The 23,557-nt window shown below is 70.2% G+C and carries 16 protein-coding genes; 13 read left to right on the top strand and 3 right to left on the bottom strand.

The genetic code is table 11. The annotated features are described in order from the left end of the window. Nucleotides 1-87: 87 nt before the first annotated feature. The 3 genes from OG899_RS08770 to OG899_RS08760 form a co-directional block, all read right to left on the bottom strand. Nucleotides 88-948: an immunity 49 family protein gene (locus tag OG899_RS08770; RefSeq protein WP_125496606.1), complete on the bottom strand. Its 861-nt coding sequence runs from the start codon at nt 946-948 to the stop codon at nt 88-90. Beyond that, nucleotides 945-1,856: a hypothetical protein gene (locus OG899_RS08765; protein WP_406310976.1), complete on the bottom strand. Its 912-nt coding sequence runs from the start codon at nt 1,854-1,856 to the stop codon at nt 945-947. The genes OG899_RS08770 and OG899_RS08765 overlap by 4 nt, the downstream gene beginning before the upstream one ends. A 1,208-nt stretch (nt 1,857-3,064) precedes the next feature. Continuing rightward, nucleotides 3,065-4,681, bottom strand: a complete 1,617-nt coding sequence (locus OG899_RS08760; protein ID WP_125496608.1) for a hypothetical protein — start codon at nt 4,679-4,681, stop codon at nt 3,065-3,067. A gap of 263 nt (nt 4,682-4,944) precedes the next feature. Between OG899_RS08760 and OG899_RS08755 the strand changes: the two genes are divergently transcribed. The 13 genes from OG899_RS08755 (at nt 4,945) to OG899_RS08695 (ending at nt 23,458) form a co-directional block, all read left to right on the top strand. Further along, complete coding sequence (locus OG899_RS08755) at nt 4,945-6,222, top strand: hypothetical protein (protein ID WP_406310975.1); 1,278 nt, start codon at nt 4,945-4,947, stop codon at nt 6,220-6,222. A gap of 337 nt (nt 6,223-6,559) precedes the next feature. Beyond that, nucleotides 6,560-8,794, top strand: coding sequence for an ABC transporter family substrate-binding protein (locus OG899_RS08750; protein ID WP_189428024.1), 2,235 nt, complete (start codon nt 6,560-6,562; stop codon nt 8,792-8,794). A 261-nt stretch (nt 8,795-9,055) separates the two neighbouring features. After that, nucleotides 9,056-10,966 carry a translational GTPase TypA gene (gene typA / locus OG899_RS08745; RefSeq protein ID WP_125496610.1) on the top strand — a complete coding sequence of 637 codons (1,911 nt, stop codon included), beginning with the start codon at nt 9,056-9,058 and terminating at the stop codon, nt 10,964-10,966. Nucleotides 10,967-11,712: 746 nt separating this feature from the next. Continuing rightward, the gene (locus tag OG899_RS08740; protein ID WP_125496611.1) at nt 11,713-13,335 is read left to right on the top strand and encodes an ABC transporter substrate-binding protein; all 1,623 of its coding nucleotides are present in this window, start codon (nt 11,713-11,715) and stop codon (nt 13,333-13,335) included. Between the two features lie 168 nt (nt 13,336-13,503). Next, nucleotides 13,504-14,436 carry an ABC transporter permease gene (locus OG899_RS08735; protein ID WP_168131603.1) on the top strand — a complete coding sequence of 311 codons (933 nt, stop codon included), beginning with the start codon at nt 13,504-13,506 and terminating at the stop codon, nt 14,434-14,436. After that, entirely contained in the window at nt 14,429-15,376 is a 948-nt protein-coding gene (locus tag OG899_RS08730) for an ABC transporter permease (protein ID WP_125496612.1), read from the top strand. Before OG899_RS08735 ends, OG899_RS08730 begins: the two co-directional genes overlap by 8 nt. Nucleotides 15,377-15,387: 11 nt before the next feature. Continuing rightward, nucleotides 15,388-16,446, top strand: coding sequence for an ABC transporter ATP-binding protein (locus OG899_RS08725; RefSeq protein ID WP_125496613.1), 1,059 nt, complete (start codon nt 15,388-15,390; stop codon nt 16,444-16,446). Further along, nucleotides 16,439-17,587: an ABC transporter ATP-binding protein gene (locus OG899_RS08720; protein WP_125496614.1), complete on the top strand. Its 1,149-nt coding sequence runs from the start codon at nt 16,439-16,441 to the stop codon at nt 17,585-17,587. Before OG899_RS08725 ends, OG899_RS08720 begins: the two co-directional genes overlap by 8 nt. A gap of 253 nt (nt 17,588-17,840) precedes the next feature. Further along, on the top strand, nt 17,841-19,460 hold the full coding sequence (locus tag OG899_RS08715; protein ID WP_125496615.1) for an ABC transporter substrate-binding protein: 1,620 nt from the start codon (nt 17,841-17,843) through the stop codon (nt 19,458-19,460). A gap of 6 nt (nt 19,461-19,466) precedes the next feature. Next, nucleotides 19,467-20,390: an ABC transporter permease gene (locus OG899_RS08710; RefSeq protein ID WP_168131602.1), complete on the top strand. Its 924-nt coding sequence runs from the start codon at nt 19,467-19,469 to the stop codon at nt 20,388-20,390. Further along, on the top strand, nt 20,383-21,363 hold the full coding sequence (locus OG899_RS08705) for an ABC transporter permease (RefSeq protein ID WP_125496617.1): 981 nt from the start codon (nt 20,383-20,385) through the stop codon (nt 21,361-21,363). The genes OG899_RS08710 and OG899_RS08705 overlap by 8 nt, the downstream gene beginning before the upstream one ends. Before the next feature lie 9 nt (nt 21,364-21,372). Next, nucleotides 21,373-22,359: an ABC transporter ATP-binding protein gene (locus OG899_RS08700; protein WP_125496618.1), complete on the top strand. Its 987-nt coding sequence runs from the start codon at nt 21,373-21,375 to the stop codon at nt 22,357-22,359. Continuing rightward, nucleotides 22,352-23,458, top strand: a complete 1,107-nt coding sequence (locus OG899_RS08695; RefSeq protein WP_308293316.1) for an ABC transporter ATP-binding protein — start codon at nt 22,352-22,354, stop codon at nt 23,456-23,458. The genes OG899_RS08700 and OG899_RS08695 overlap by 8 nt, the downstream gene beginning before the upstream one ends. Nucleotides 23,459-23,557 lie beyond the last annotated feature (99 nt).

Below are 23,557 nucleotides of genomic sequence, written 5' to 3'. Positions count from 1 at the left end.
TGCTGCGAATCTCGCGCACGTCTCGGCGAACGTGTGGTGCAGGACGGAAGCAGCCTCGCGCGACAGGTGTGCCGCGGCCTTACCACCTCAGGTCTCGAATTCGCCGAGCCAGCTGCGTTCGAGGAGGTGTGTGGGGAGGTAGTCGGTCTGGACGTCGATGGGGATGGTGCCGTCGTGGGCGAGACAGGCGATGGCCAGGGGTGCGAGTGCCACCATGCCGGCCGGGTCGTCGGTTCGGTCTTCGTCGGCGGTCCAGTAGGCCTTGTGGAGGTGTACGGCTTCTGCGAGGGCTTGGTTGAAGCCGGGTGTGTCGTGCTGGAGGAAGCGGTAGAAGAGGTTGATCGGGGGGTAGAGGATGTGCTGCAGCAGTTCGCTGGGGGCGATGCGGGCGGTGTCGGGGTGGGAGCGGCGCAGTGCTTCTGTGAGGTGTTCCACCAGTCCGGGGCGTTGTAGCCAGTAGGCCTGTAGTGCTGCGATCCAGTGGTAGATGTACTCGTCGTATGTGCCGTCGGATGGCCGCAGGCGGTCCAGGGGTACTTCGCACAGTTGGGTCAGGCGGTTCTGGTCGCGGCAGATGACGGCGAGCCAGAAGGCGGTGAGCCAGTTGCCGGCGTCTGCGTAGGTGCGTGGTCCGATGGCCGGCAGGGTGCGGACCTTGTGGACGATGCGGCACTGCACGGTGCCTTCGTTCGCGCTGGTCACCGCGAAGAGGGCGGAGTAGATCTGCAGGGCGGTGACCACCGCTTCCCACGTCTCCAGTTTGGCCGCTCGCGGGTCCACGGTACAGCGGGCATGAACATGGAGTTCGGCTGTGCTCAGCACCAAGTCCAGGCTTGTCGGCGACTTCTCCAGCCGATCGACGATTTCGAGGACGTGACGGCCCAGATCGGCAGCGTAGCCCTCGTCATCCGGTCCCGGCGAGCTGTGACGAGGGATGGTGACTGTCACGAAGCTTTCCCTTCGGGAGAAATGTCGAACTGGCGCATGTGGTAGCCAGTGTACCGACCTGCGTTCTTCTCGCCCTTGACGACTATGTAGTCCACTTTCCCTTGTCGTAGCGCCTTCCGCGGATTCCGCGCCAATTCTCTCTCACTGGGGTTCTTCCTTCCGCGGTCCTCCATTTCACGGATGATGCCGAGGAAGTATTCCCTTGTTTCCTGGGACACTCGCCTGCCGTCCGGTAGATTGCGAGCCCCCAACTCAGTGTTGACGCTGCTCTTGGCCTCGACCACGACATAACCGCCGTCCTCGCGGCGCCATACCTGGTCGAACTGGTCGTTTCCGTTGAGCGGGCCGTCGAGCTGCTCCGGGACGGCGTTCGGGTAGTGCTCCGGAATGACGTGGTGCTCCGCTACGGCTTCGCCGAAGGCCTCCGAGGCGTCCCGCATGCGGACGTGCGACTCGCGGTATGCGGCCTTGCTCTCGTGCATCTCCGTTTCCGTCTCCCACGTCGGGTTCTGCTCGTGGGCGTGAGATGCATCCTGCTTCCATCGCTCCATGACCGTGTCATGGTGGATGGCGAAGTGGCGTTCCTGCGCAGCGGAATGCAGCGTCTCGAGGGACTCGGGAGGCAGACCATCAGGGCCGCGTTTGATCCAGTCGCCAAGGTAACGCGGCCTGAGGGGCTCAGGCGCGTCTTTGGCTGCGACCCAGGGGTGTTGCTCCGACTCCCGTGTCAGCTGGGGCGGTGTCGTACCGCTCTCGTCGACGAGGTCCAGGTCTTTCCGGTTTCCGTTCTTCTTGTAGAACTCCTCGAAATACCCGGGTTCGTGGTTGGCGCGGTAGACCTGGATCTCGTGGATCTGCTCCGGGGCGAGCGCGCCCTTCGGGCCGTACGGGTTGTCGCCGTCGTACATGAAGCTGGGGCGCGTGGCACCCGAAGGCGCACCGGGTTCCGAACCGCCAGGCACATGCTGGGCTGTGTCGAGAGTGTTGTCACCGAACCCGCCTGCGTCATCCAAGACGCTCCCACCCGTGGAAGTGTGGGCGCCGTGGCCCGGCAATGAGTCGCCTCCGCTGCTCGGCACGTCGTGGCAGGTGGACGGTGCCGTCGGGCAGGTGGACGGTGCCGTCGGGCAGGGGGGATGGCGTTGTCCGGGAGGGTGGGGATGTCGATGTTGCCGACGCCCCTGAGCCCCTTGGTGATGTCGCCGATCTTCGACAGTCCCGCGCCCGCGCCCTTGGCGATGTAGGTCATGGGGTCGATGAAGTGGCCTGCTTTGCCGGCGAGTGAGATCGCCCGGGCGGCCGCGCCGGCCTTGCCCGCACCCGCGGCGGCACCGCCGGCGCCACCGGTGAAGACGGTGGTGAGGACGTTGAAGGTGGCGGCTGCGGCGGCGCGGGCGGGGTTCTTGCCCCACTCGTCCCAGGCGACCAGGGCCTTGCCGGTCTCCTTCATCGCGGTGCGCGAGTCACGGATCCAGGACGGCAGCTTGTCGTCGGGGAGGGGCCAGAAGGCCGCGCCCACTCCGGGGATCGCGGTCAGGGCGGTACCGGTGGCGAGCTGGGCCAGGCCCTTCCACGCCTGCCCCATCGCCTCCCAGCCACCGAACCCGACGTCGTCGCGAACAACTGCTCCGGCTCGGGCGCCTTGTAATACGCCGACAACCCCTGGAACCGGCTGTGGACGTCCGACCCCGTCCCCCGGATGTGACCCGCATCCTTCGTCAGCGCCGCACAATCCCGCTCCAGCGCATCCAGATCCCCCGTGAACTGCGGGATCTCCTCCGGCTTGATCACGCCGCATCGCCCCCGTACGTCCGTCTGACAGCCGGACCGACCTGTGGCCAGGTTCCGGTCATCATGCAAACGCACTAACGGAACATCAGTTCGTCGCGCGGCTTCGATCAGCGTGTTCCAACTCCTGTGCACACGTGGGGCGTAGCCGTGCAGTGAAGGGCAGAGGAAAGGCGGATGGTGGGCCGCTTGCTCTCCGCAGCCTCACCCTCGTCGATACGGTCGTGCTCTCGGCATGCCACAGCCGGGTACAGGGCGTTCTGGTACGGCGGTGAGAAGCGGTGGTGACCGACACGGCACTCACCGAGGGCAGCGGCCCTGCTGGGCGTCAACGCCCCCGCATCGAGCGCCTCGTTCGCGTGCCCGGGCCGCCATAGGACAGGACCGTGCCGGTGGACGAGCCGTTCGGCAGGAGGATGCCGCCGCGGATGGCGCTCGCGGTGCCGGGGGCGTGTGCGTCGGCCTCGGTGTACGGGTTGCCGTGGGTGCGCACGTCCTGCTCGGCCAGGTCACGGGCGGTACGGGCCAGAGTGCCGGCGCGGGGCGGCACGGCCGGATCGCGGGCGGCCAGCAGACGCCGGGCCTCGGTGAGGCGGACGCGGGGCGTGGCACCCACGCTGCCCCGGTGGGTGGTGATGAAGTCCTCCGCGGCCGCTGCGGCACTGCGGGCGGTGAGCAGGGCCGCAGCGGACAGCACCCCTGTGCGTCCCGCGCCCAGCGGTGCCGTCGCCGCCACGATCCGGCGCAGGGCGGCCAGCGGGTCGTCAGGGCGCTCGGACGTCAACTCCCTTCGCACTGAGGCCAGCACGGCGTCGGCGTGGAGGATCCTGGCTCGCACCTCGCCGGCGGGTACCCCGGCCAGTCCGTCCTTCGCTCCTGCCCTGGCAGCCTCCGCACCGCTCAGTGAGGGCGCCACCAGCCCTGTCGCCTCGTCCAGTTCGGCGGCGAGGCGTGAGACGGCGGCGAGGAACACGTCTGCCTGGGCCACCGCTGCTTCGGTGGCGCGCAGTTCCCGGGCGGCGTGGCTCCTCTCACCTCCGGCAGCGGCCTGGCGTGCCCGGTCGAAGTGGGCGGTGGCGAACGCCAACCGGGTCCGCGCCTGTTCCACAGAGCCCAGGACCGGTTCGCAGGCGGTGGACGCGTACCGCTCGTGCAGTCCGGCCAGGAGCGCCTCGGCCGCCGGCGCGCGGTCCGACAGGTCGTGCAGGCGTCGTTCCGCGAGTGCGAGGGCCTGGGTCAGTCCGTGCTCCCCGTCCAGGTCGCGCAGCGCGTCGAACTCCGCCGCCGTCGCGTCCAGCAGTCGTCCCGCCTCCTCGCATCGCGCCCTCATCTCGGCCAACGCCTGCTGTCTGGCCCGGCCGTCCGCGGGGTCGGGTATGCCCTCGTCGTAGCGTTGCCGCAGCCGGAAGGCGGCCGTCAGTTCCGCCTCGGCCCGGTGCAGCGCGCGGGCGAAGGGTGCACAGTCCCCGGCTTGGGACCCTGCCTGGGCGAAGCCCAGCTCCTCCCGTGAGGTGCGGAGACAGTCGTCGGCCAGGACCAGCGCCGCGCACGTGTGTGCTTCGAGCGCGGCGGAGGGCAGGCGCCGGGCCGGGGTGCCGCCCGGGGGGAACGGGCCTTCGTATCCGGCCGGGGTGCTCGGGACGGTTGCGGTGACCGGCCAGGGTGAGCCGGTCGAGCGTGCACCGGTCCTGCGGGATTCACTCCGGCTCTCCGTATCGGGCCGGGTGTCGGCCCGGCCGCTCGCCCCGATGTGTGTGCCTCGATGCCCGGCGCCGTCGCCACCGTCCCGTTCTCCGCCGCCGGGTGTCGTCCGGGTCCGGGCGCGGCGGGTGCGCCGCACACAGCTGTAGCCCGCGAGGGCGCCCGCCGCGACCACCGCGACGAACGGCAGGACGAGGTCGTCGGCCGACGTGCCGTCCTGCTGCGGTGCGGCGGCGGAAGCCACCGGTCCGGCACCCGGCGCCGCAACCACGGAGGTACCGGCGTCCGTCGTTGTGGGGAACACCAGCCACACGATCCCCACCGTGCCGCCGAGCACGGCACGTGTCACTCGCGCGGACCACCGCGGGGCCGCGCGCCGTGCCCGGACCGGCCGGGGAGGGGTTGCCGTCACATTCGGGAGCGTAGGGCCGCCCCGTCGAGCGTGCGAGCGGGGCTGCGTCAGCGGTGGGGCGGCCGGGCTCGGTCACACGGGAGGGGAGCAAGAGCATGGAGCGCGACTCGGAGCAGGGGAGCGGTAGGGCGGAACACACGGCGGGACAGGGGCCGGGGACGGGCGGCGGTGCGGCGGAGGCGCAGCGGACATCGCACAAGGAGCAGACGTCGCACAAGGCGAACGGTGCCGCGGAGGGGGCCTCGGACAACGCGAACGGTGCCGCAGAGCAGACCTCGGACAACGCGAACGGTGCGGCGGAGCACGCAGCACCGGACAAGGGGACCGGCGCACCTGGACCCGCCCCGAGCGGCCTTGCCCGCCTCCGCCGCCCCCGCCGCCTCGTCCTGACCCTCGCCCTCCCGCTCCTCGTCCTCGTCCCCCTGCTCGCCGCCGAGGCCGCGCTGCGGGTGAACTACGCCGGTGAGCCGGCCGACGGGACGTACACCCGGGGCCGGGACGCGCTGTGGCTCGGGCATGCCTGGGTGGACGGGCGGAAGACCGACGCCGATGTCGCCGCCCTGTCCCGGCGGCTGCGCGGTACCGGGATCCGTGACCTGTATGTGCACGCCGGGCCCCTGGAGCACGACGGCACGCTGCCGGGCGCGGCCTACCGCAACGCCGCCTGGCTGGTCGGGGCCGTGCACCGGGAGCTGCCCGGGGTGCGGGTGCAGGCATGGCTCGGTGACGTGCTGGCCACGGAGAGCCCGGACGGGCTGCACCTGGAGCGGGCGGCGACCCGTGCCGCGGTGGTCGCCTCGGGCCGGGCGGTGCTGCACGCGGGGTTCGAGGGCGTCCACGTCGATCTGGAGCCGCTGCACTCGGGCGACCGGCACTACCTCGGTCTGCTGGACGCGCTGCACGCCGTGACCCGCGAACACCATGCGCTGCTGTCGGTCGCCGCACACCAGATCGATCCGCTGCCGGAGTTCCACCGCCTGTGGGGGACGCTCACGAACCACCCCAAGTGGTGGTCGCAGGCGTACTTCGGCGAGGTGGCCCGGCGGGTGGACCAGATCGCGGTGATGTCCTACGACACCATGCAGCCGCTGTCCGGTCTGTACGGCGGGTACGTCGCCCAGCAGACCTCGCTCGCCCTGGAGGTCACCCCGGCCGGCACCGACCTGCTGATGGGGCTGCCCTTCTTCCACGAGAACCGGTTCGGGCACTGGGCGCACGCCGAGACGGTGCCGGCCGCGGTGCGCGGCGTGCGGCTCGGGCTGTCCCGGACGGACCGGGAGCGGACCCGGTTCGGGGTCGCGCTCTACGTGGACTTCGCCGCGACGCAGGAGGACTGGACGGCGTACCGGGAGGGATGGGTGCACGGCGGATGAGCGAGCAGGGCGCCTCCCGTGCCCGGCCGGGCACCACCCGCGCCTCGGGTGGCCCCGCGCCGGCTCGCGGGCACCTTGCTCCACCCGGGTGACCTTCGCACCCCGCGCCGCCGTGTCGCCTCCGGGCGGCGGAGCCCGTCCTCTTCAGTGGGGCCGTAGATCTGGCCGTAGATCTGATCAGCGCGAAATCACCGCCCCTGCCGCTGAAGAATCACCGCCACCGATCGCTGGAAACACACCGCCCCATACCGCTGAAAGTTGACATAGCTCCCGTATGTCTCTGCCCGCGTCGCCTGCCCTGCCCACCGGCGGGACCGGCTCCTCGGAGGTTGCACAGATGTCGTACGACGGTGTCGGGTCGCGCGCGGTCCTGCGCTCCATCGCGTTCCTGGCCGCGGGCGTGCTCACGGTGCCCTGGCTGGCCGGTTGCGGTTCCGACGACGAGGGCAGCAAGCCTCTGGCGCCCCAGGACATCGCGGCGGCCGGCCGGGCGCAGATGGCCGACGGAGGCACGCTGCGCTGGGCCGTGGACGCCCTGCCGCAGACCCTGAACGCCTACCAGGCCGGTGCCGACACCGGCACCACCCGGGTCGTGCAGGCCGTGCTGCCGGCCATGTTCCGCATGGACGCCTCAGGGCGGCCGCAGCGCGTGGCCGACTACCTCGAGGACGCCAAGGTGGTGGACACCGAGCCGAAGCAGGTCGTGGTCTACCGGCTCGACCAGCGGGCCGTGTGGAGCAACGGCCGGGCGATCGGCGCCGACGACTTCGCCGCGCAGTGGCGCGCCCTGTCCGGCAAGGACGCCGCCTACTGGACCGCCCGCAACGCCGGCTACGACCGCATCGAGAAGATCGAGCAGGGCAAGAACGCCCAGGAGGTGCGGGTCACCTTCGCCCGCCCCTACGCCGACTGGAAGTCGCTGTTCTCCCCGCTGTACCCGAAGGAGGTCACGGGCAGCGCCTCCGCGTTCAACGACGGCGCCCGCAAGGAGCTGAAGGTCAGCGCCGGGCCGTTCAGCGTGCAGAAGGTCGACGCCCAGAGCAAGGACGTCGTCCTGGTCCGCAATCCGCGCTGGTGGGGCCATCGCGCCAAACTCGATCAGATCGTGCTGCACGAGGTGCCGCGCGACAAGCGGGCCGACGCGCTCGCCGACGGCACGGTGGACGTGGCCGAGCTGGACCCCGCCGACGTGCAGAAACTCACCCTGACCGCCGGGCCTCCCGGCAGCTCGGCGCTGCTCTCCCTGCCCGACGGCGGTGCCGCCGCGCAGGCGCTGCGGTCGTGGGCGGTGCGGCACGGCTCCGACCAGCAGGCCGCGGCGGCCGAACGGCAGGCGGTGCAGGAGGGCCGGGACGAGCTGAGCACCTACCTACGGCAGCAGCAGAGCCTGCGCGGCTTCACCCTGCACAAGTCCCTGGAGCCCGCCTACACCCAGCTCGCCCTCAACGGTGCGAGCGGCCCCCTCGCCGACGAACGCGTCCGGCACGCGGTCGCCCACGCGATCGACCGCAAGGAGCTGGCCGAGGTCGCCCTGAAGCCGCTCGGCCTGCCCGCGCAGCCGGTCGGCAGCCACCTCGCCCTGTCCGGACAGGACGCCTACGCCGACAACAGCGACGCCCTCGGCGGACGGGACACCGCGCGGGCCAAGGCGCTGCTCTCGGACGCCGGCTGGGTGCAGGGCACGGCCGCCCAGCAGAAGAAGGGCGACAAGGCCGCCGGTCCCGAGGGCCGAGCGGCGACGGCCGGGCCGAGCGGCGACGGCACCTATGTCGTGGGCCGGGACGACGAGGTGCAGCACGACGGGGACGGCAAGGGGCTGACCCGGCCCGGCGACCGGGCGGCCGGCGACGAGGGACAGCAGGGGGAGGAACGCCAGGGACAGGACGGGGCGCGGGACGCCCGGTCCCAGCAGTTCGGCCGGGACGGCCGGAGCTACACCCAGGGCGGCGCGCCCGGGGCGTACGCCCCCAAGGGCACCGCGGCACCGGCCGGGACCGGGACGCTCGTCAAGGACGGCAAGCCGCTGACGCTGCGGTTCGTGCTGCCCTCCGGGCCGGGCTCGCAGACCCTGGAGAAGGTCGCCGACCGGATCAGGGTCATGCTCGACCAGGTCGGCATCGGCACCCAGATCACCAAGGTGCCCGACACCAGCTTCTTCCGGGACCACATCGCGGCCGGCCAGTACGACCTGGCGCTGTACTCCTGGCCCGCCACCGCCTACCCGGCCACCGACGCCCGTCCCGTCTACGCCAAGCCGGTGCCGGCCGCCGACGGCTCGCTGAACGTCCAGCAGAACTACTCCCGGGTCGGCACCGACCAGGTCGACCAATTGTTCGACCAGGCCCTGTCCACCCTGGACGAGGAGAAGGAGCGGGAGCTGATCCGCAAGGCCGACGCCCGGATCTGGGCGGTCGCCGGGTCCATCCCCCTCTACCAGCGGCCCCAGCTGGTGGCCACCCGCAGCACCCTGGCCAACGTGGGGGCCTTCGGTTTCCAGACGCCCGTCTTCGAGGACATGGGCTACCTGAAGAAGGGGGCGCAGCCGGGGCCGGCGCCGTCGAAGTCGTCGTAGCGGTCGGACAGGACTTCACCCGGGGAAGCGGTCGCGGTGGCATCGCGGCCGCTTCCGGCTTGTCGCGCGGGCCACGCGGCCGCTTCCCCCGGCCGTCGCGCAGGCCACGCGGCTGCTGCGGGGCTGTGCGGAGGCCACCGGGTGGGTCTGCGGCCGGGGCGCCGTACCATGGGGTGAGGCCGTGGCGTGTTCAGCCCGGCAGGGCGCGCGTAAGCGAGGACGTACGCGCAGCCGATCGCTCACCCCGGGAGTACGCCTTCTATGGCCACGCGCCACGACATCCGCAACGTCGCCATCGTCGCCCACGTCGACCACGGCAAGACCACCATCGTCGACGCCATGCTGAAGCAGGCCGGCGCCTTCGCCGCGCACCAGCTGGACCAGGTCGACGACCGGGTCATGGACTCCAACGACCTGGAGCGTGAGAAGGGCATCACGATCCTCGCCAAGAACACGGCGGTGAAGTACCACCCCAAGGACGGCGGGGAGCCCATCACCATCAACATCATCGACACCCCCGGCCACGCCGACTTCGGCGGCGAGGTCGAGCGCGGTCTGTCGATGGTCGACGGCGTGGTGCTGCTGGTGGACGCCTCCGAGGGCCCGCTGCCGCAGACCCGGTTCGTGCTGCGCAAGGCGCTGCAGGCCCGGCTGCCCGTCATCCTGTGCATCAACAAGACGGACCGTCCCGACGCCCGGATCGACGAGGTCGTCGACGAGACCTACGACCTGTTCCTCGACCTGGACGCCGACGAGGAGCAGATCGAGTTCCCCATCGTCTACGCCTGCGGCCGCGACGGCATCGCCTCGCTGACCAAGCCGGCAAACGGCACGGTCCCGGCCGACTCCGACAGCCTGGAGCCGTTCTTCTCCACCATCCTGGAGCACATCCCGGCCCCCACCTACGACGAGGGCGCCCCGCTGCAGGCCCACGTCACCAACCTGGACGCGGACAACTTCCTCGGCCGTATCGCGCTGCTGCGCGTGGAGCAGGGCGAGCTGCGCAAGGGCCAGACCGTGGCGTGGATCAAGCGGGACGGCTCCGTGCAGAACGTGCGGATCTCCGAGCTGATGATGACCGAGGCGCTCACCCGCAAGCCCGCCGAGAAGGCCGGCCCGGGCGACATCTGCGCCGTCGCCGGCATCCCGGACATCATGATCGGCGAGACGCTGGCCGACCCGGACAACCCGGTGGCGCTGCCGCTGATCAAGGTGGACGAGCCGGCGATCTCCATGGTGATCGGCACCAACACCTCCCCGCTGGTCGGCAAGGGCGCCAGCGGCAAGGGCGCCGACAAGAAGGCGGCCGTCAAGGACCGCAAGGTCACCGCCCGCCAGGTCAAGGACCGCCTGGACCGCGAGCTGATCGGCAACGTCTCCCTGCGGGTGCTGGACACCGACCGTCCCGACGCCTGGGAGGTCCAGGGCCGCGGCGAGCTGGCGCTGGCCATCCTGGTGGAGACCATGCGCCGCGAGGGCTACGAGCTGACCGTCGGCAAGCCGCAGGTCGTCACCAAGGAGATCGACGGCAAGACGTACGAGCCGGTGGAGCGCATGACCATCGACGTGCCCGAGGAGCACATGGGCGCGGTCACCCAGCTGATGGGCGTGCGCAAGGGCCGGATGGACAACATGTCCAACCACGGCTCCGGCTGGGTGCGCATGGAGTGGGTCGTGCCCTCCCGCGGCCTGATCGGCTTCCGCACCGAGTTCCTCACCCAGACCCGCGGCACCGGCATCGCCCACTCCATCCACGAGGGCTTCGAGCCGTGGGCGGGCCCGCTGCAGACCCGCAACAACGGGTCGCTGGTCGCCGACCGCGCCGGTGTGGTCACCGCGTTCGCGATGACGAACCTGCAGGAGCGCGGCGTGCTGTTCGTGGAGCCGGGCACCGAGGTGTACGAGGGCATGATCGTCGGCGAGAACTCCCGCTCCGACGACATGGACGTCAACATCACCAAGGAGAAGAAGCTCACCAACATGCGGTCCTCGACCGCCGACATCGCCGAGTCGATCGTGCCGCCGCGCAAGCTGTCGCTGGAGCAGTCCCTGGAGTTCTGCCGGGACGACGAGTGCGTCGAGGTGACCCCTGAGGCCGTTCGCATCCGCAAGGTCGTGCTCGACCAGCGGGAGCGCGCCCGTGCGGCCGCCCGGGCCAAGCACAGCAACTGACGCGCCACCGCACCGCGATCACCGTACGAGGGCCTGTCCGGCATCCGCCGGGCGGGCCCTCGCGCACACCGGGGCGCGTGCGCGCGAGGGCCGGCGGGGGCTGAGAAGAGGGCCTGGTGTGCGCTGTCGGTGCTTCTGTGCGCCGGGGGCGGTGCGGCGGGCCGGACGCGGGGACGTGCCCGCCGCTCGACCGGCCGCGGCGACCCGGCCGCCGAGGGGTGACAGGGCCGTAGAGGGTTTTCCCTACGAACGCGGCACGGAGGCAGGGTCGGGGCCGCTGCACGGGGCCGGGCCGTTGCTACAGTGACCGAAATCTGCGGCCGACCGGGCGCTCGTGCCGGTGTGTCCGGTGCCGTGGACGGCCGGTTCGCGGGCCTGCGGTACCGGTAATGCCGCCATGCCGTATTCCGCAACCGGTTATTCACGCCCGTGTGTCCGCTATCCGGACACCGTGCGCCGATACTCGTGTAACAAGTCCGTTTCGCAGGGATCTTTCACCAAACCCTTTGTCCGGATTTTGGAAGAAGTATGCGGCAGGTGTGATCGAACCGAGACCTTGAAGGTGTGGTTTGGTCTGGTTCGGATGGCAGATAGTTAGGCGCGTAGATGCTCGGATCAAAGGGTCACGCCGCCGTCGGCGCCGACTCACGAGCGCGGGGACACCTGACCATTTCAGGCGCCGGTTGACGGTGATGGTCGTGTGTCTCTCCATGCGGTGAACCATTGGACTCATGAGGAGGAGCCCCATGCGTGGTGCCAAGAGCGCCAAGTGGGTTGCGATAGCCGCTGTTGTGGCGCTGGGCGCGACGGCCTGTGGTGGCGGTGGCGACAAGGGCGGGGACAGCAAGGCCGCGATCGACCCGAACGGCAAGTTCTCGGTCGAGGTGGGTGAGCCGCAGAACCCGCTGCAGCCGGCGAACACCATGGAGTCCAACGGAAGCATCGTCATCAAGGCCCTGTTCTCCGGGCTCGTCGATTACGACAGCAACGGCAAGATCGTCATGGTCAACGCCCAGTCGATCGACACCGACGACAACAAGACTTTCACGGTCAAGCTGAAGCCGGGCTGGAAGTTCCACGACGGCACCCCCGTCACCGCAAATTCTTACGTCAAGGCGTGGAACTGGGCGGCCAACCCGGAGCACAAGCAGACCAACAGCGCCTGGTTCGCCGACATCGAGGGCTACGACGACGTCGCTCCGGCCGAGGGCAAGCCGAAGTCGGACACCATGTCCGGTCTGAAGGTGATCGACGACAACACCTTCACCATCACGCTGTCCAAGCCGATCCCGTACTTCATCTACAAGCTGGGCTACGAGGTCTTCGACCCGCTGCCCGAGTCCTTCTACAAGGACCCCGCGGCCGCCGGCGAGCACCCGATCGGCAACGGCCCCTACAAGTTCGTCAGCTGGCACCACAAGCAGTCGATCGAGGTCGCCCGGTTCGACGACTACAAGGGCCCGAACCCCGCCAAGAACGGCGGCGTGATCTTCAAGAACTACTCCAAGCTCGAGACCGCCTACCAGGACCTGAAGTCCGGCAACCTCGACGTGATGCGCCAGGTCGCCCCGCGTGACCTGCCCGTGTACAAGCAGGACCTCGGCGACCGCGCCGTGGACCAGCCGTACTCGGCGATCCAGACCATCGCGGTGGCCTTCTACACCAAGCAGTGGAAGGACATCGACCCGAAGGTCCTGCAGGGCCTGTCGATGGCGATCGACCGCGACACCATCACCAAGACCGTGCTCCAGGGCACCCGTGAGCCCGCCACCGGCTGGGTCGCCAAGGGTGTCATGGGCTACCAGTCCGACGCCGCCGGCGACGTCACCAAGTACGACCCGGCCAAGGCCAAGCAGCTCATCAAGGAGGGCGGCGGCGTCCCGGGCAACAAGATCTCCATCCAGTACAACGCCGACGGCGGCCACAAGGAGTGGGTGGAGGCGGTCTGCGGCTCCATCACCAAGGCCACCGGCGTGGAGTGCACCGGTGACTCCAAGGCGGACTTCCAGGCCGACACCAACGCGCGCGACGCGCACCAGGTGAAGTCCCTGTACCGCTCCGGCTGGGTGCTCGACTACCCGTTCATCGCCAACTTCATCCGCGACCTGTTCGGCTCGAAGGCCGACGGCAACCAGGGCGGCTTCTCCAGCAAGGAGATCGACGACCTGATCGCCAAGGCCGACTCGGCCAAGACGCTGGAGGAGTCGGAGAAGCTGTACCAGCAGGTCGAGAAGGAACTGCCGAAGTACATGCCGAGCATCCCGCTCTGGTACTACAAGGTCAACGCGGGCTACTCCGAGAAGGTCACCAACGTCAAGTACGACCAGTCGGGTGACCCGATCGTGACCGGCGTTGAGGTCAAGAAGTAACCGCTGACAACGACAGCGTGTGCCGTGCCGCACTCCGGGGAGGGGTGCGGCACGGCGTCGGCCGATCGGCCGGGGGGCCCTTTTCGCCGCGTATGCACGGACACCCGCTTCACGTCCGGCTCGTGCGCGGCGAAAAGGGCCTGCCGCTGTGAGTGACATGGAGGCACCATGGGGCGCTATGTCGCACGACGACTGCTCCAGATGATCCCGGTCTTCATCGGGACAACCCTGCTCATCTTCCTGATGGTCTACGCCCTGCCCGGCGACCCCGTGCGCGGACTGTTCGGCGACAAGGCCACCACACCGTCGGTGATCCGCGCGCTGCGGCACGAGTACGGCCTCGACAAGCCCGTTCTGGTCCAGTACTGGGACTTCATGAAGGGCATCGTGCTGCACTTCGACTTCGGCAAGCAGATCGCCAGCGGCCGCCCGGTCACCGAGATCCTGGGCGAGGCCTTCCCGGTGACCCTGCGTCTGGCCTCGCTGGCCTTCGTCATCGAGGCGGTCATCGGCATCGTGCTCGGTGTGATCGCCGGCCTGCGCGCGGGCAAGGCCGCCGACACCGTGATCCTGTTCTTCACCCTGCTGCTGATCTCGGTGCCGGTCTTCGTGCTCGGCTACATCCTGCAGACGGTGTTCGCCATCAACCTCGGCTGGCTCGAGCCGTCGGTGACCGACTCCACCAGCTTCAACCAGCTGCTGCTGCCGGCCATCGTGCTCGCCAGCGCCTCGCTGGCCTACGTCGCCCGGCTCAGCCGCACCTCGGTCGCGGAGAACCTGCGGGCCGACTACATGCGCACCGCCATCGCCAAGGGCCTGCCCCGGCGCCGGGTGGTGGGCGTGCACCTGCTGCGCAACTCGCTGATCCCGGTCGTCACCTTCCTCGGCACCGACCTCGGCGCCCTGATGGGCGGCGCCATCGTCACCGAGGGCATCTTCAACATCCACGGTGTCGGCGGCACCATCGCCGAATCGATCACCCGTCGCGAGGGCACCACGCTGGTCGGCCTGGTCACCATCCTGGTCCTCGTGTACCTCGTCTGCAGCCTGATCGTCGACCTGCTCTACGCGGTCCTGGACCCGAGGATCCGTTATGCCTGAGCTGACCAAGTCCGCCGACGAGGCGGTGCCCTCCGCCACCACCGCGGCCGCGGGGGCCGAGGCGTCCGAGGCCAAGCCGGACAAGACCCGCAGCCTGTGGGGCGACGCCTGGCGCGACCTGCGCACCAACTGGATCTTCATCGTCTCCGCGGTGCTGATCCTGCTGCTGCTGGTGATGGCCGCCTGGCCCGGCCTGTTCACCAACGCCGACCCGAACAACAAGGACCTGGCCAACCACTACCTGCAGCACCCGAACTACGGGCACTGGTTCCAGGAGGACTGGCTCGGCTACGACGCCCAGGGCCGCAGCGTGTACGCCCGTGCCATCTACGGCACCCGCGCCTCGCTGCTCGTCGGCGCGGGCACCACCGTGCTGGTGGTCATCCTCGGCGGCGTGATCGGCATGATCGCCGGCTACTTCGGCGGCTGGGTCGACGCGGTGCTGTCCCGGGTGACGGACATGTTCATGGGCATCCCGTTCCTGCTCGGCGCGATGGTGATGCTGAACTCCTTCACCGACCGCTCCATCACGGTCGTCATCGCCGCGCTGGCCTTCCTCGGCTGGACGCAGACGGCCCGTGTGATGCGCGGCGCGGTCATCACCGTGAAGTCCACGGACTATGTGCAGGCCGCCAAGGCGCTCGGCGCCGGAACCGGCCGCATCCTGTTCCGCCATGTGATGCCGAACGCGATCGCACCGGTGATCGTCGTCGCCACCATCTCGCTCGGCGTCTACATCGGTGCCGAGGCCACGCTGTCGTTCCTCGGCCTCGGCCTGAACGGTGTGTCGTGGGGCAACGACATCTCCGACGGCGGCAACTCCATCCGTGTGGCGCAGTGGATCATGCTGTACCCGTCGATCATGCTCAGCGTCACGGTCCTGGCGTTCATCATGCTCGGTGAGGCGGTCCGCAACGCCCTCGACCCGAAGACGCGCTGAGGAGGGCGTACGTGACCACCATTCAGAAAGTCTCCGCCGTGCCGTCGCCCCGGAAGGCCGAGGAGGACGGGGGCCCGCTGCTGGACGTGCGGGACCTGCACGTGGAGTTCCACACCCGCGACGGCGTCGTCAAGGCCGTCAACGGCGTCAACTACAGCGTGAACGCGGGCGAGACGCTCGCCGTGCTCGGTGAGTCCGGCTCCGGCAAGTCCGTGACCGCGCAGGCCATCATGGGCATCCTCGACATGCCCCCGGCGAAGATCCCGCAGGGCGAGATCCGCTTCCGCGGGCAGGACATGCTCACCATGTCCGCCGAGGAGCGCCGCAAGATCCGCGGCCGCCGCATCTCGATGATCTTCCAGGACGCGCTCAGCTCGCTGAACCCGGTGCTCAGCGTCGGCTACCAGCTGGGCGAGATGTTCCGGGTCCACCAGGGCCTGTCCAAGAAGGAGGCCAGGACCCGGGCCGTGGAGCTGATGGACCGGGTGAAGATCCCGGCCGCGAAGGCCCGCGTCGACGACTACCCGCACCAGTTCTCCGGCGGTATGCGCCAGCGCATCATGATCGCGATGGCGCTGGCCCTGGAGCCGGACCTGATCATCGCCGACGAGCCGACCACGGCCCTGGACGTCACCGTCCAGGCACAGGTGATGGACCTGCTCGCGGAACTCCAGCGCGAGTACAACATGGGTCTGATCCTCATCACCCACGACCTGGGCGTCGTCGCCGACGTCGCCGACAAGATCGCGGTGATGTACGCGGGCCGCATCGTGGAGCAGGCCCCGGTGCACGACCTGTACAAGCGTCCGGCCCACCCCTACACGCGGGGGCTGCTGGACTCCATCCCGCGCCTGGACCAGAAGGGCCAGGAGCTGTACGCGATCAAGGGCCTGCCGCCCAACCTGCTGCGCATCCCGTCCGGCTGCGCGTTCAACCCGCGCTGCCCCAAGGCCCAGGACATCTGCCGCACGCAGATCCCCGAGCTGGAGCCGGTCACCGAGCGCGACGGTTCCGAACTGCCGGGCCGCGCCGCGGCGTGCCACTTCTGGAAGGAGACGATCCATGGCTGAGCTGAGCAAGAAGGACGAGCAGCCGGTCGCCAAGGTGAACGTCTCCAAGGCGGACGGCGCCGGTGCCCGCTCCGAGGACGAGGCGGTCGCCGCGATCGAGAAGCCGGTCAAGCGGGGCGAGCCGATCCTGCAGGTGCGGGACCTGAAGAAGCACTTCCCGCTGACCCAGGGCATCCTGTTCAAGAAGCAGATCGGCGCGGTCAAGGCCGTCGACGGGGTCTCCTTCGACCTGTACCAGGGCGAGACCCTCGGCATCGTCGGCGAGTCCGGCTGCGGCAAGTCCACCGTCGCCAAGCTGCTGATGAACCTGGAGCAGGCGACCGCCGGCCACATCTACTACAAGGGCGAGGACATCACCCGGCTGTCCGGGCGCGCCCTGAAGGCCGTGCGCCGCAACATCCAGATGGTGTTCCAGGACCCGTACACCTCGCTCAACCCGAGGATGACGGTCGGCGACATCGTCGGCGAGCCCTTCGACATCCACCCCGAGGTGGCCCCGAAGGGCGACCGGCGCCGCAGGGTCCAGGAGCTGCTGGACGTCGTCGGCCTGAACCCGGAGTACATCAACCGCTACCCGCACCAGTTCTCCGGCGGTCAGCGCCAGCGCATCGGCATCGCCCGCGGTCTCGCGCTCAACCCGGAGATCATCATCTGCGACGAGCCGGTCTCCGCGCTGGACGTGTCGGTGCAGGCGCAGGTCGTCAACCTGATGGAGCGGCTGCAGGACGAGTTCAACCTGTCCTACATCTTCATCGCGCACGACCTGTCGATCGTCCGGCACATCTCCGACCGCGTGGGCGTGATGTACCTGGGCCAGATGGCCGAGATCGGCACCGACGAGGAGATCTACGACCACCCGACGCACCCCTACACCCAGGCGCTGCTGTCGGCGGTCCCGGTCCCCGACCCGGAGGCCCGCGAGCACCGCGAGCGGATCATCCTCACCGGTGACGTGCCCTCCCCGGCCAACCCGCCCTCGGGCTGCCGCTTCCGCACCCGCTGCTGGAAGGCCCAGGAGAAGTGCGCCACGGAGGTCCCGGTGCTGGCCGTGCCGGAGCGGTTCAAGGGCACGAACTCGCCCGCGGCCCACGAGTCGGCTTGCCACTTCGCCGAGGAGAAGGACGTCGTGCACGCCGCCTGAGCAGTCGTCCGCACCACCCGCCGGTTCCCGGCGCCCGCTGTCAGGGTGCCGGGAACCGGCGTTTTCCGGCACCGGTGCGGGGAGCGGACCGCTCGTCCGAACGGCTGAGGCCGGGGGCCGCCTCCCGGTGCGGCGCGACGGCGTCCGGCGGATCGTCTGCTGATATGTGTGCAGGCCGGGCCGGTACCTGGCATGCCGTCAGACACCGGGCCGGGCGCGCCGGTCCGTACCGCACCCTTTCGAGGAGGCGCCCATGCGTGCACCCGCGCGCGTCGTGTGGGCGGCCGGTGCGGTGGCGGCCGTGCTGCCGCTGGCCGCCTGCGGCAGCGGGGCGGGCGTCCCCGGCGGCAGCGTGCTCAGCGCCTCCTGGGGCGACCCGCAGAACCCGCTGGAGCCGGCCAACACCAACGAGGTGCAGGGCGGCAAGGTGCTCGACATGATCTTCCGCGGGCTCAAGCGCTACAACCCGCGCACCGGCAAGGCCGAGAACATGCTCGCCGAGAAGATCGAGACCACCGACGCGCGCACCTACACCATCACCGTCAAGCCCGGCTGGCGCTTCAGCAACGGCGAACCCGTCACCGCCCGCAGCTTCGTCGACGCCTGGAACTACGGCGCGAGCTTGAAGAACAAGCAGAGGAACGCCTACTTCTTCGGCTACATCGAGGGCTACGACAAGGTCCACCCCGCCCGCGGCCCGCAGACCGCCGACACCCTCTCCGGGCTGAAGGTCACCGGGGAGCGCACCTTCACCGTCCGGCTCAGCCAGCCGTTCTCCTCCTTCCCCGACACCCTCGGCTACGCCGCCTTCGCCCCGCTGCCGCGGATGTTCTTCACCGACCACAAGGCCTGGCTGGACAAGCCGGTCGGCAACGGCCCGTACCGGATCGAGTCGTACACCAAGGGCGCCCAGATGTACCTGAAGAAGTGGGACGCCTACCCCGGGCCGGACAAGGCCCGCAACGACGGCGTCACCCTGCTGGTGTACACCGACAGCAACACCGCCTACACCGATGTGCTGGCCGGCAACCTCGACCTGGTCGACGACATCCCCGCCACCCAGCTGAAGAACGTGCGCAAGGACCTGGACGGCCGCTACATCAACACCCCGGCCGGCCTTCTGCAGACTCTCGCCTTCCCGTTCTGGGACCCGGCGTGGAACACCGAGGGCGCCCGCAAGGTCCGCATCGGCCTGTCCATGGCCATCGACCGGGAGACCATCACCCGGACCCTGTTCCGCGGCACCCGCACCCCGGCCACCGACTGGACCTCGCCCGTCCTCGGCACGGCCGGCGGCTACCAGGCCGGCCTGTGCGGTCGGGCCTGCACCTACCGCCCGGCCGAGGCCAAGCGGCTCGTCCAGGAGGGCGGCGGGCTGCCCGGCGGCCAGGTGCGCATCACGTACAACGCCGACTCCGGCTCGCACAAGGAGTGGGTGGACGCCGTGTGCAACTCCATCAACAACGCCCTCGGCGACGACCACGCCTGCGTCGGCAACCCGGTGGGCACCTTCGCCGACTTCCGCAACCGGATCGCCCAGCACCGCATGACGGGCCCCTTCCGGGCCGGCTGGCAGATGGACTACCCGCTCATCCAGAACTTCCTGCAGCCGCTGTACTACACCGACGCCTCCTCCAACGACGGCAAGTGGTCCAACGCGACCTTCGACCGGCTGGTCGACCAGGCCAACGCCGCCCGCGACCAGGCCACCGCGATCCGGCTGTTCCAGCAGGCCGAACGCGTCGTGCGGGACGAGATGGCCGCCATCCCGCTGTGGTACCAGAACGGCAGCGCCGGCTACTCCGACCGGCTGCACGACGTGGCCCTCAACCCGTTCAGCGTGCCCGTCTACGACGAGATCACGGTGGGCTGAGCGGTCATGGGACGGTACGTCGTGCGCCGCCTGCTGCAGATGATCCCGGTGTTCGTGGGCGCCACCGCGCTGCTCTTCGTCATGGTCAACGTCATGGGCGACCCGGTCGCCGGCCTGTGCGGGGAACGCGCCTGCGACACCGCCACCGCCGCCCAGCTCAAACAGGAATTCGGCCTCGACCAGCCGCTGTGGCGGCAGTACGCGACCTACATGAGCAACGTCTTCACCGGCGACTTCGGCACCGCGTTCAACGGCCGGCCGGTCCTCGAGCTGATGGCCTCGGCGTTCCCCGTCACCGTCCGGCTCACCCTGGTCGCGGTCGTCTTCGAGATCGTCGTCGGGGTCACGCTCGGCGTGCTGACCGGGCTGCGCCGCGGCCGGCCCGTGGACACCGCCGTGCTGCTGGCCACCCTCGTCGTGATCTCCGTGCCCACCTTCGTCACCGGTCTGCTGCTGCAGCTGCTGCTCGGGGTGCGCTGGGGCTGGATCAGACCGTCGGTGCCGCCGCAGGCCCCCCTCGACCAGCTGATCCTGCCCGGCCTGGTCCTCGCCTCCGTCTCCCTGGCCTACGTCACCCGCCTGACCAGGACCTCGCTCGCCGAGAACCGGCGCGCCGACTATGTGCGCACCGCCGTCGCCAAGGGCCTGCCGCGGCGCCGGGTCGTGGTCAGGCATCTGCTGCGCAACTCGCTCATCCCCGTGGTCACCTTCATCGGCACCGACGTCGGCGCCCTGATGGGCGGCGCCATCGTCACCGAGCGCATCTTCAACATCCACGGCGTCGGCTACCAGCTGTACCAGGGCATCCTCCGGCAGAACACGCAGACCGTCGTCGGCTTCGTCACCGTGCTCGTTCTGGTGTTCCTGATCGCCAATCTGCTCGTGGACCTGCTGTACGCCGTCCTCGACCCCAGGATCCGCTATGCCTGAGCCGTCGCTGCCCCAGCCCCAGGAGCCCGAAGGCGCGATCGCCGGCACCGGGACCGGCGCCGCCATGGATCTCGCGGCGGCCGAGGCGGCCACCGTGGGCGCCGCGGAGGCGGGCCCACCGGCCGGCCGGCCCCGTTCCCTGTGGTCCGACGCCTGGCACGACCTGCGCCGCAACCCGGTCTTCGTCGTCTCCGCCCTGGTGATCTGCTTCCTGGTCGTCATCGCGCTGTGGCCGTCGCTGATCGCCCCGGGCAACCCGCTCCACTGCGACCTGGCCCGCGCCCAGGACGGACCGAGCCCCGGCCACCCCTTCGGCTACGACGGGCAGGGCTGTGACGTCTACACCCGCACCGTGCACGGCGCCCGCGCCTCCGTCACGGTCGGGGTGTGCGCCACCGCCGGAGTCGCCGTCCTCGGCTCGGTCCTCGGCGGACTCGCCGGCTACGTGGGCGGGTTCTGGGACGCGCTGCTGTCGCGGATCACGGACGTCTTCTTCGCCGTCCCGGTCGTCCTCGGCGGCCTGGTGCTGCTGTCCGTGGTCACCAGCAGCACCGTCTGGCCGGTCGTCGGGTTCCTGGTGCTGCTGGGCTGGCCGCAGATCTCCCGGATCGCCCGCGGGGCCGTCGTCACCGCCAAACAGCACGACTATGTGCAGGCCGCCCGCGCCCTGGGCGCCTCCGGCCCCCGGATCCTGCTGCGGCACATCGCGCCCAACGCCGTCGCCCCGGTGATCGTGGTCGCCACCATCGCCTTGGGCACGTTCATCGCGCTGGAGGCCACCTTGTCCTACCTCGGCGTCGGACTGAAACCGCCCAGCGTCTCCTGGGGCATCCAGATCTCCGCCGCCTCGCCCTACGTTCGCAACGCCCCGCACGCGCTGCTGTGGCCCGCGGGGGCCCTGGCGGTCACCGTGCTGGCGTTCATCATGCTCGGCGACGCGGTGCGCGACGCTCTCGACCCGAAGCTGAGGTGACCGCACGCCGTGCTGCTCGAAGTCCGCGACCTGCACGTGGAGTTCCGCACCCGCGAGGGCGTCGCGCACGCCGTCAACGGGGTCGGCTACGCCGTCGACGCCGGCGAGACGCTCGCCGTGCTCGGCGAGTCCGGCTCCGGCAAGTCCGTGACCGCGCAGGCCGTGATGGGCATCCTGGACACCCCGCCGGGCCGTGTCACCGGCGGCCAGGTGCTTTTCCGGGGCCGCGACCTGCTCACGCTGCCGGAGCAGGAGCGGCGCCGGATCCGGGGCGCCGCCATCGCCATGATCTTCCAGGACGCGCTGTCCGCCCTCAACCCGGTGATGACCGTCGGCGACCAGCTCGCCGAGATGTTCACCGTGCACCGGGGCCTGAGCCGCCGCGCGGCGCGGGCGAAGGCGGTGGAACTGATGGAGCGGGTGAGGATCCCGGCCGCCGCACAGCGGGTACGGGACTTCCCGCACCAGTTCTCCGGCGGTATGCGCCAGCGCATCATGATCGCGATGGCGCTGGCCCTGGAGCCGGACCTGATCATCGCCGACGAGCCGACCACGGCCCTGGACGTGACCGTGCAGGCGCAGGTGATGGACCTGCTGGCGGACCTGCGCCGCGAGTACGGCATGGGTCTGATCCTCATCACCCACGACCTGGGCGTCGTCGCCGACGTCGCGGACCGGATCGCGGTGATGTACGCGGGCCGCATCGTGGAGCAGGCGCCGGTGCACGAGCTGTACAAGCGTCCGGCCCACCCGTACACGCGGGGGCTGCTGGACTCCGTGCCGCGCCTGGACCGCAAGGGCCGCGAACTGTACGCGATCAGGGGCCTGCCGCCCAGCCTGCTGCACATCCCGCCCGGCTGCGCCTTCCACCCGCGCTGCCCGATCGCCAGGGACGTGTGCCGCACGGACGTCCCCCCGCTGTACGAGGTCTCGCCGACGCGGGGCAGCGCCTGCCACTTCTGGCGGGAGTGCCTGGAGGGGAGCACCGGTGCCTGAACCCGTGAACCGGCCCTCCCCACAGGCCCCGGAGCCGATCCTCGAGGTCAGCGGGTTGGTCAAGCACTATCCGCTCACCCGGGGCGTGCTGTTCAGGAAGCAGACCGGCGCGGTGAAGGCCGTCGACGGCGTGGACTTCGTGCTGCGCCGGGGCGAGACGCTGGGCATCGTCGGCGAGTCCGGCTGCGGCAAGTCCACCGTCGCGCGGCTGCTGTGCAGCCTGGAGCGGCCCACGGCGGGACGGATCCGCTACCGGGGCGAGGACATCACCCGGCTGTCCGGGCGCGCCCTGAAGGCCGTGCGCCGCAACATCCAGATGGTGTTCCAGGACCCGTACACCTCGCTCAACCCGAGGATGACGGTCGGCGACATCGTCGGCGAGCCCTTCGACATCCACCCCGAGGTGGCCCCGAAGGGCGACCGACGCCGCCGGGTGAAGGAACTGCTGGACGTCGTCGGCCTGAACCCGGAGTACGTCAACCGCTACCCGCACCAGTTCTCCGGCGGTCAGCGGCAGCGCATCGGCATCGCCCGCGGGCTGGCCCTGCGCCCGGAGATCATCGTCGCGGACGAGCCGGTCTCCGCGCTGGACGTGTCGGTGCAGGCACAGGTGATCAACCTGATGGAGCGGCTCCAGGCGGAGTTCGGGCTGTCCTACGTCTTCATCGCCCACGATCTGTCGGTCGTCCGGCACATCTCCGACCGGGTGGCGGTGATGTACCTGGGGCGGATCGTGGAGACGGGCACCGACGAGGAGATCTACGAGCACCCCACCCACCCCTACACCCAGGCGCTGCTGTCGGCGGTCCCGGTGCCCGACCCCGAGGCGCGCGAGCGGCGGGAGCGGATCGTGCTGAGCGGCGACGTGCCCTCCCCGGCCGCGATCCCCTCCGGCTGCCGCTTCCGCACCCGCTGCTTCAAGGCCCGGCCGCGCTGCGCGGTCGAGGTGCCGGTGCTGGCGGTGCCCGAGGCGTTCCGGTCCGAGGGCGGCCCGGCCGCCCACGACTCCGCCTGCCACTTCGCCGCGGAACGCGAGCCGCCACCGGGGCCGGTCCCGCGCCGGGAGCCGGACGGCCACGGCGCGGCGAGCGCCCCATGATCTGTGCCACCGGCTCGTTGACGCGCGGGCAACGTCACGGAAACGGCACCGACACGGACGCGGGTCACGCTGGACGTCGTACGGCCGTGCGGGTGCCGT

Origin of the sequence: Streptomyces thermoviolaceus, from assembly GCF_045209695.1 — a bacterium.
Taxonomy (GTDB): Bacteria; Actinomycetota; Actinomycetes; order Streptomycetales; family Streptomycetaceae; genus Streptomyces; species Streptomyces thermoviolaceus.
Note: the sequence above shows the minus strand (reverse complement) of the source record. Positions and strands in the feature narration are given on the sequence as shown.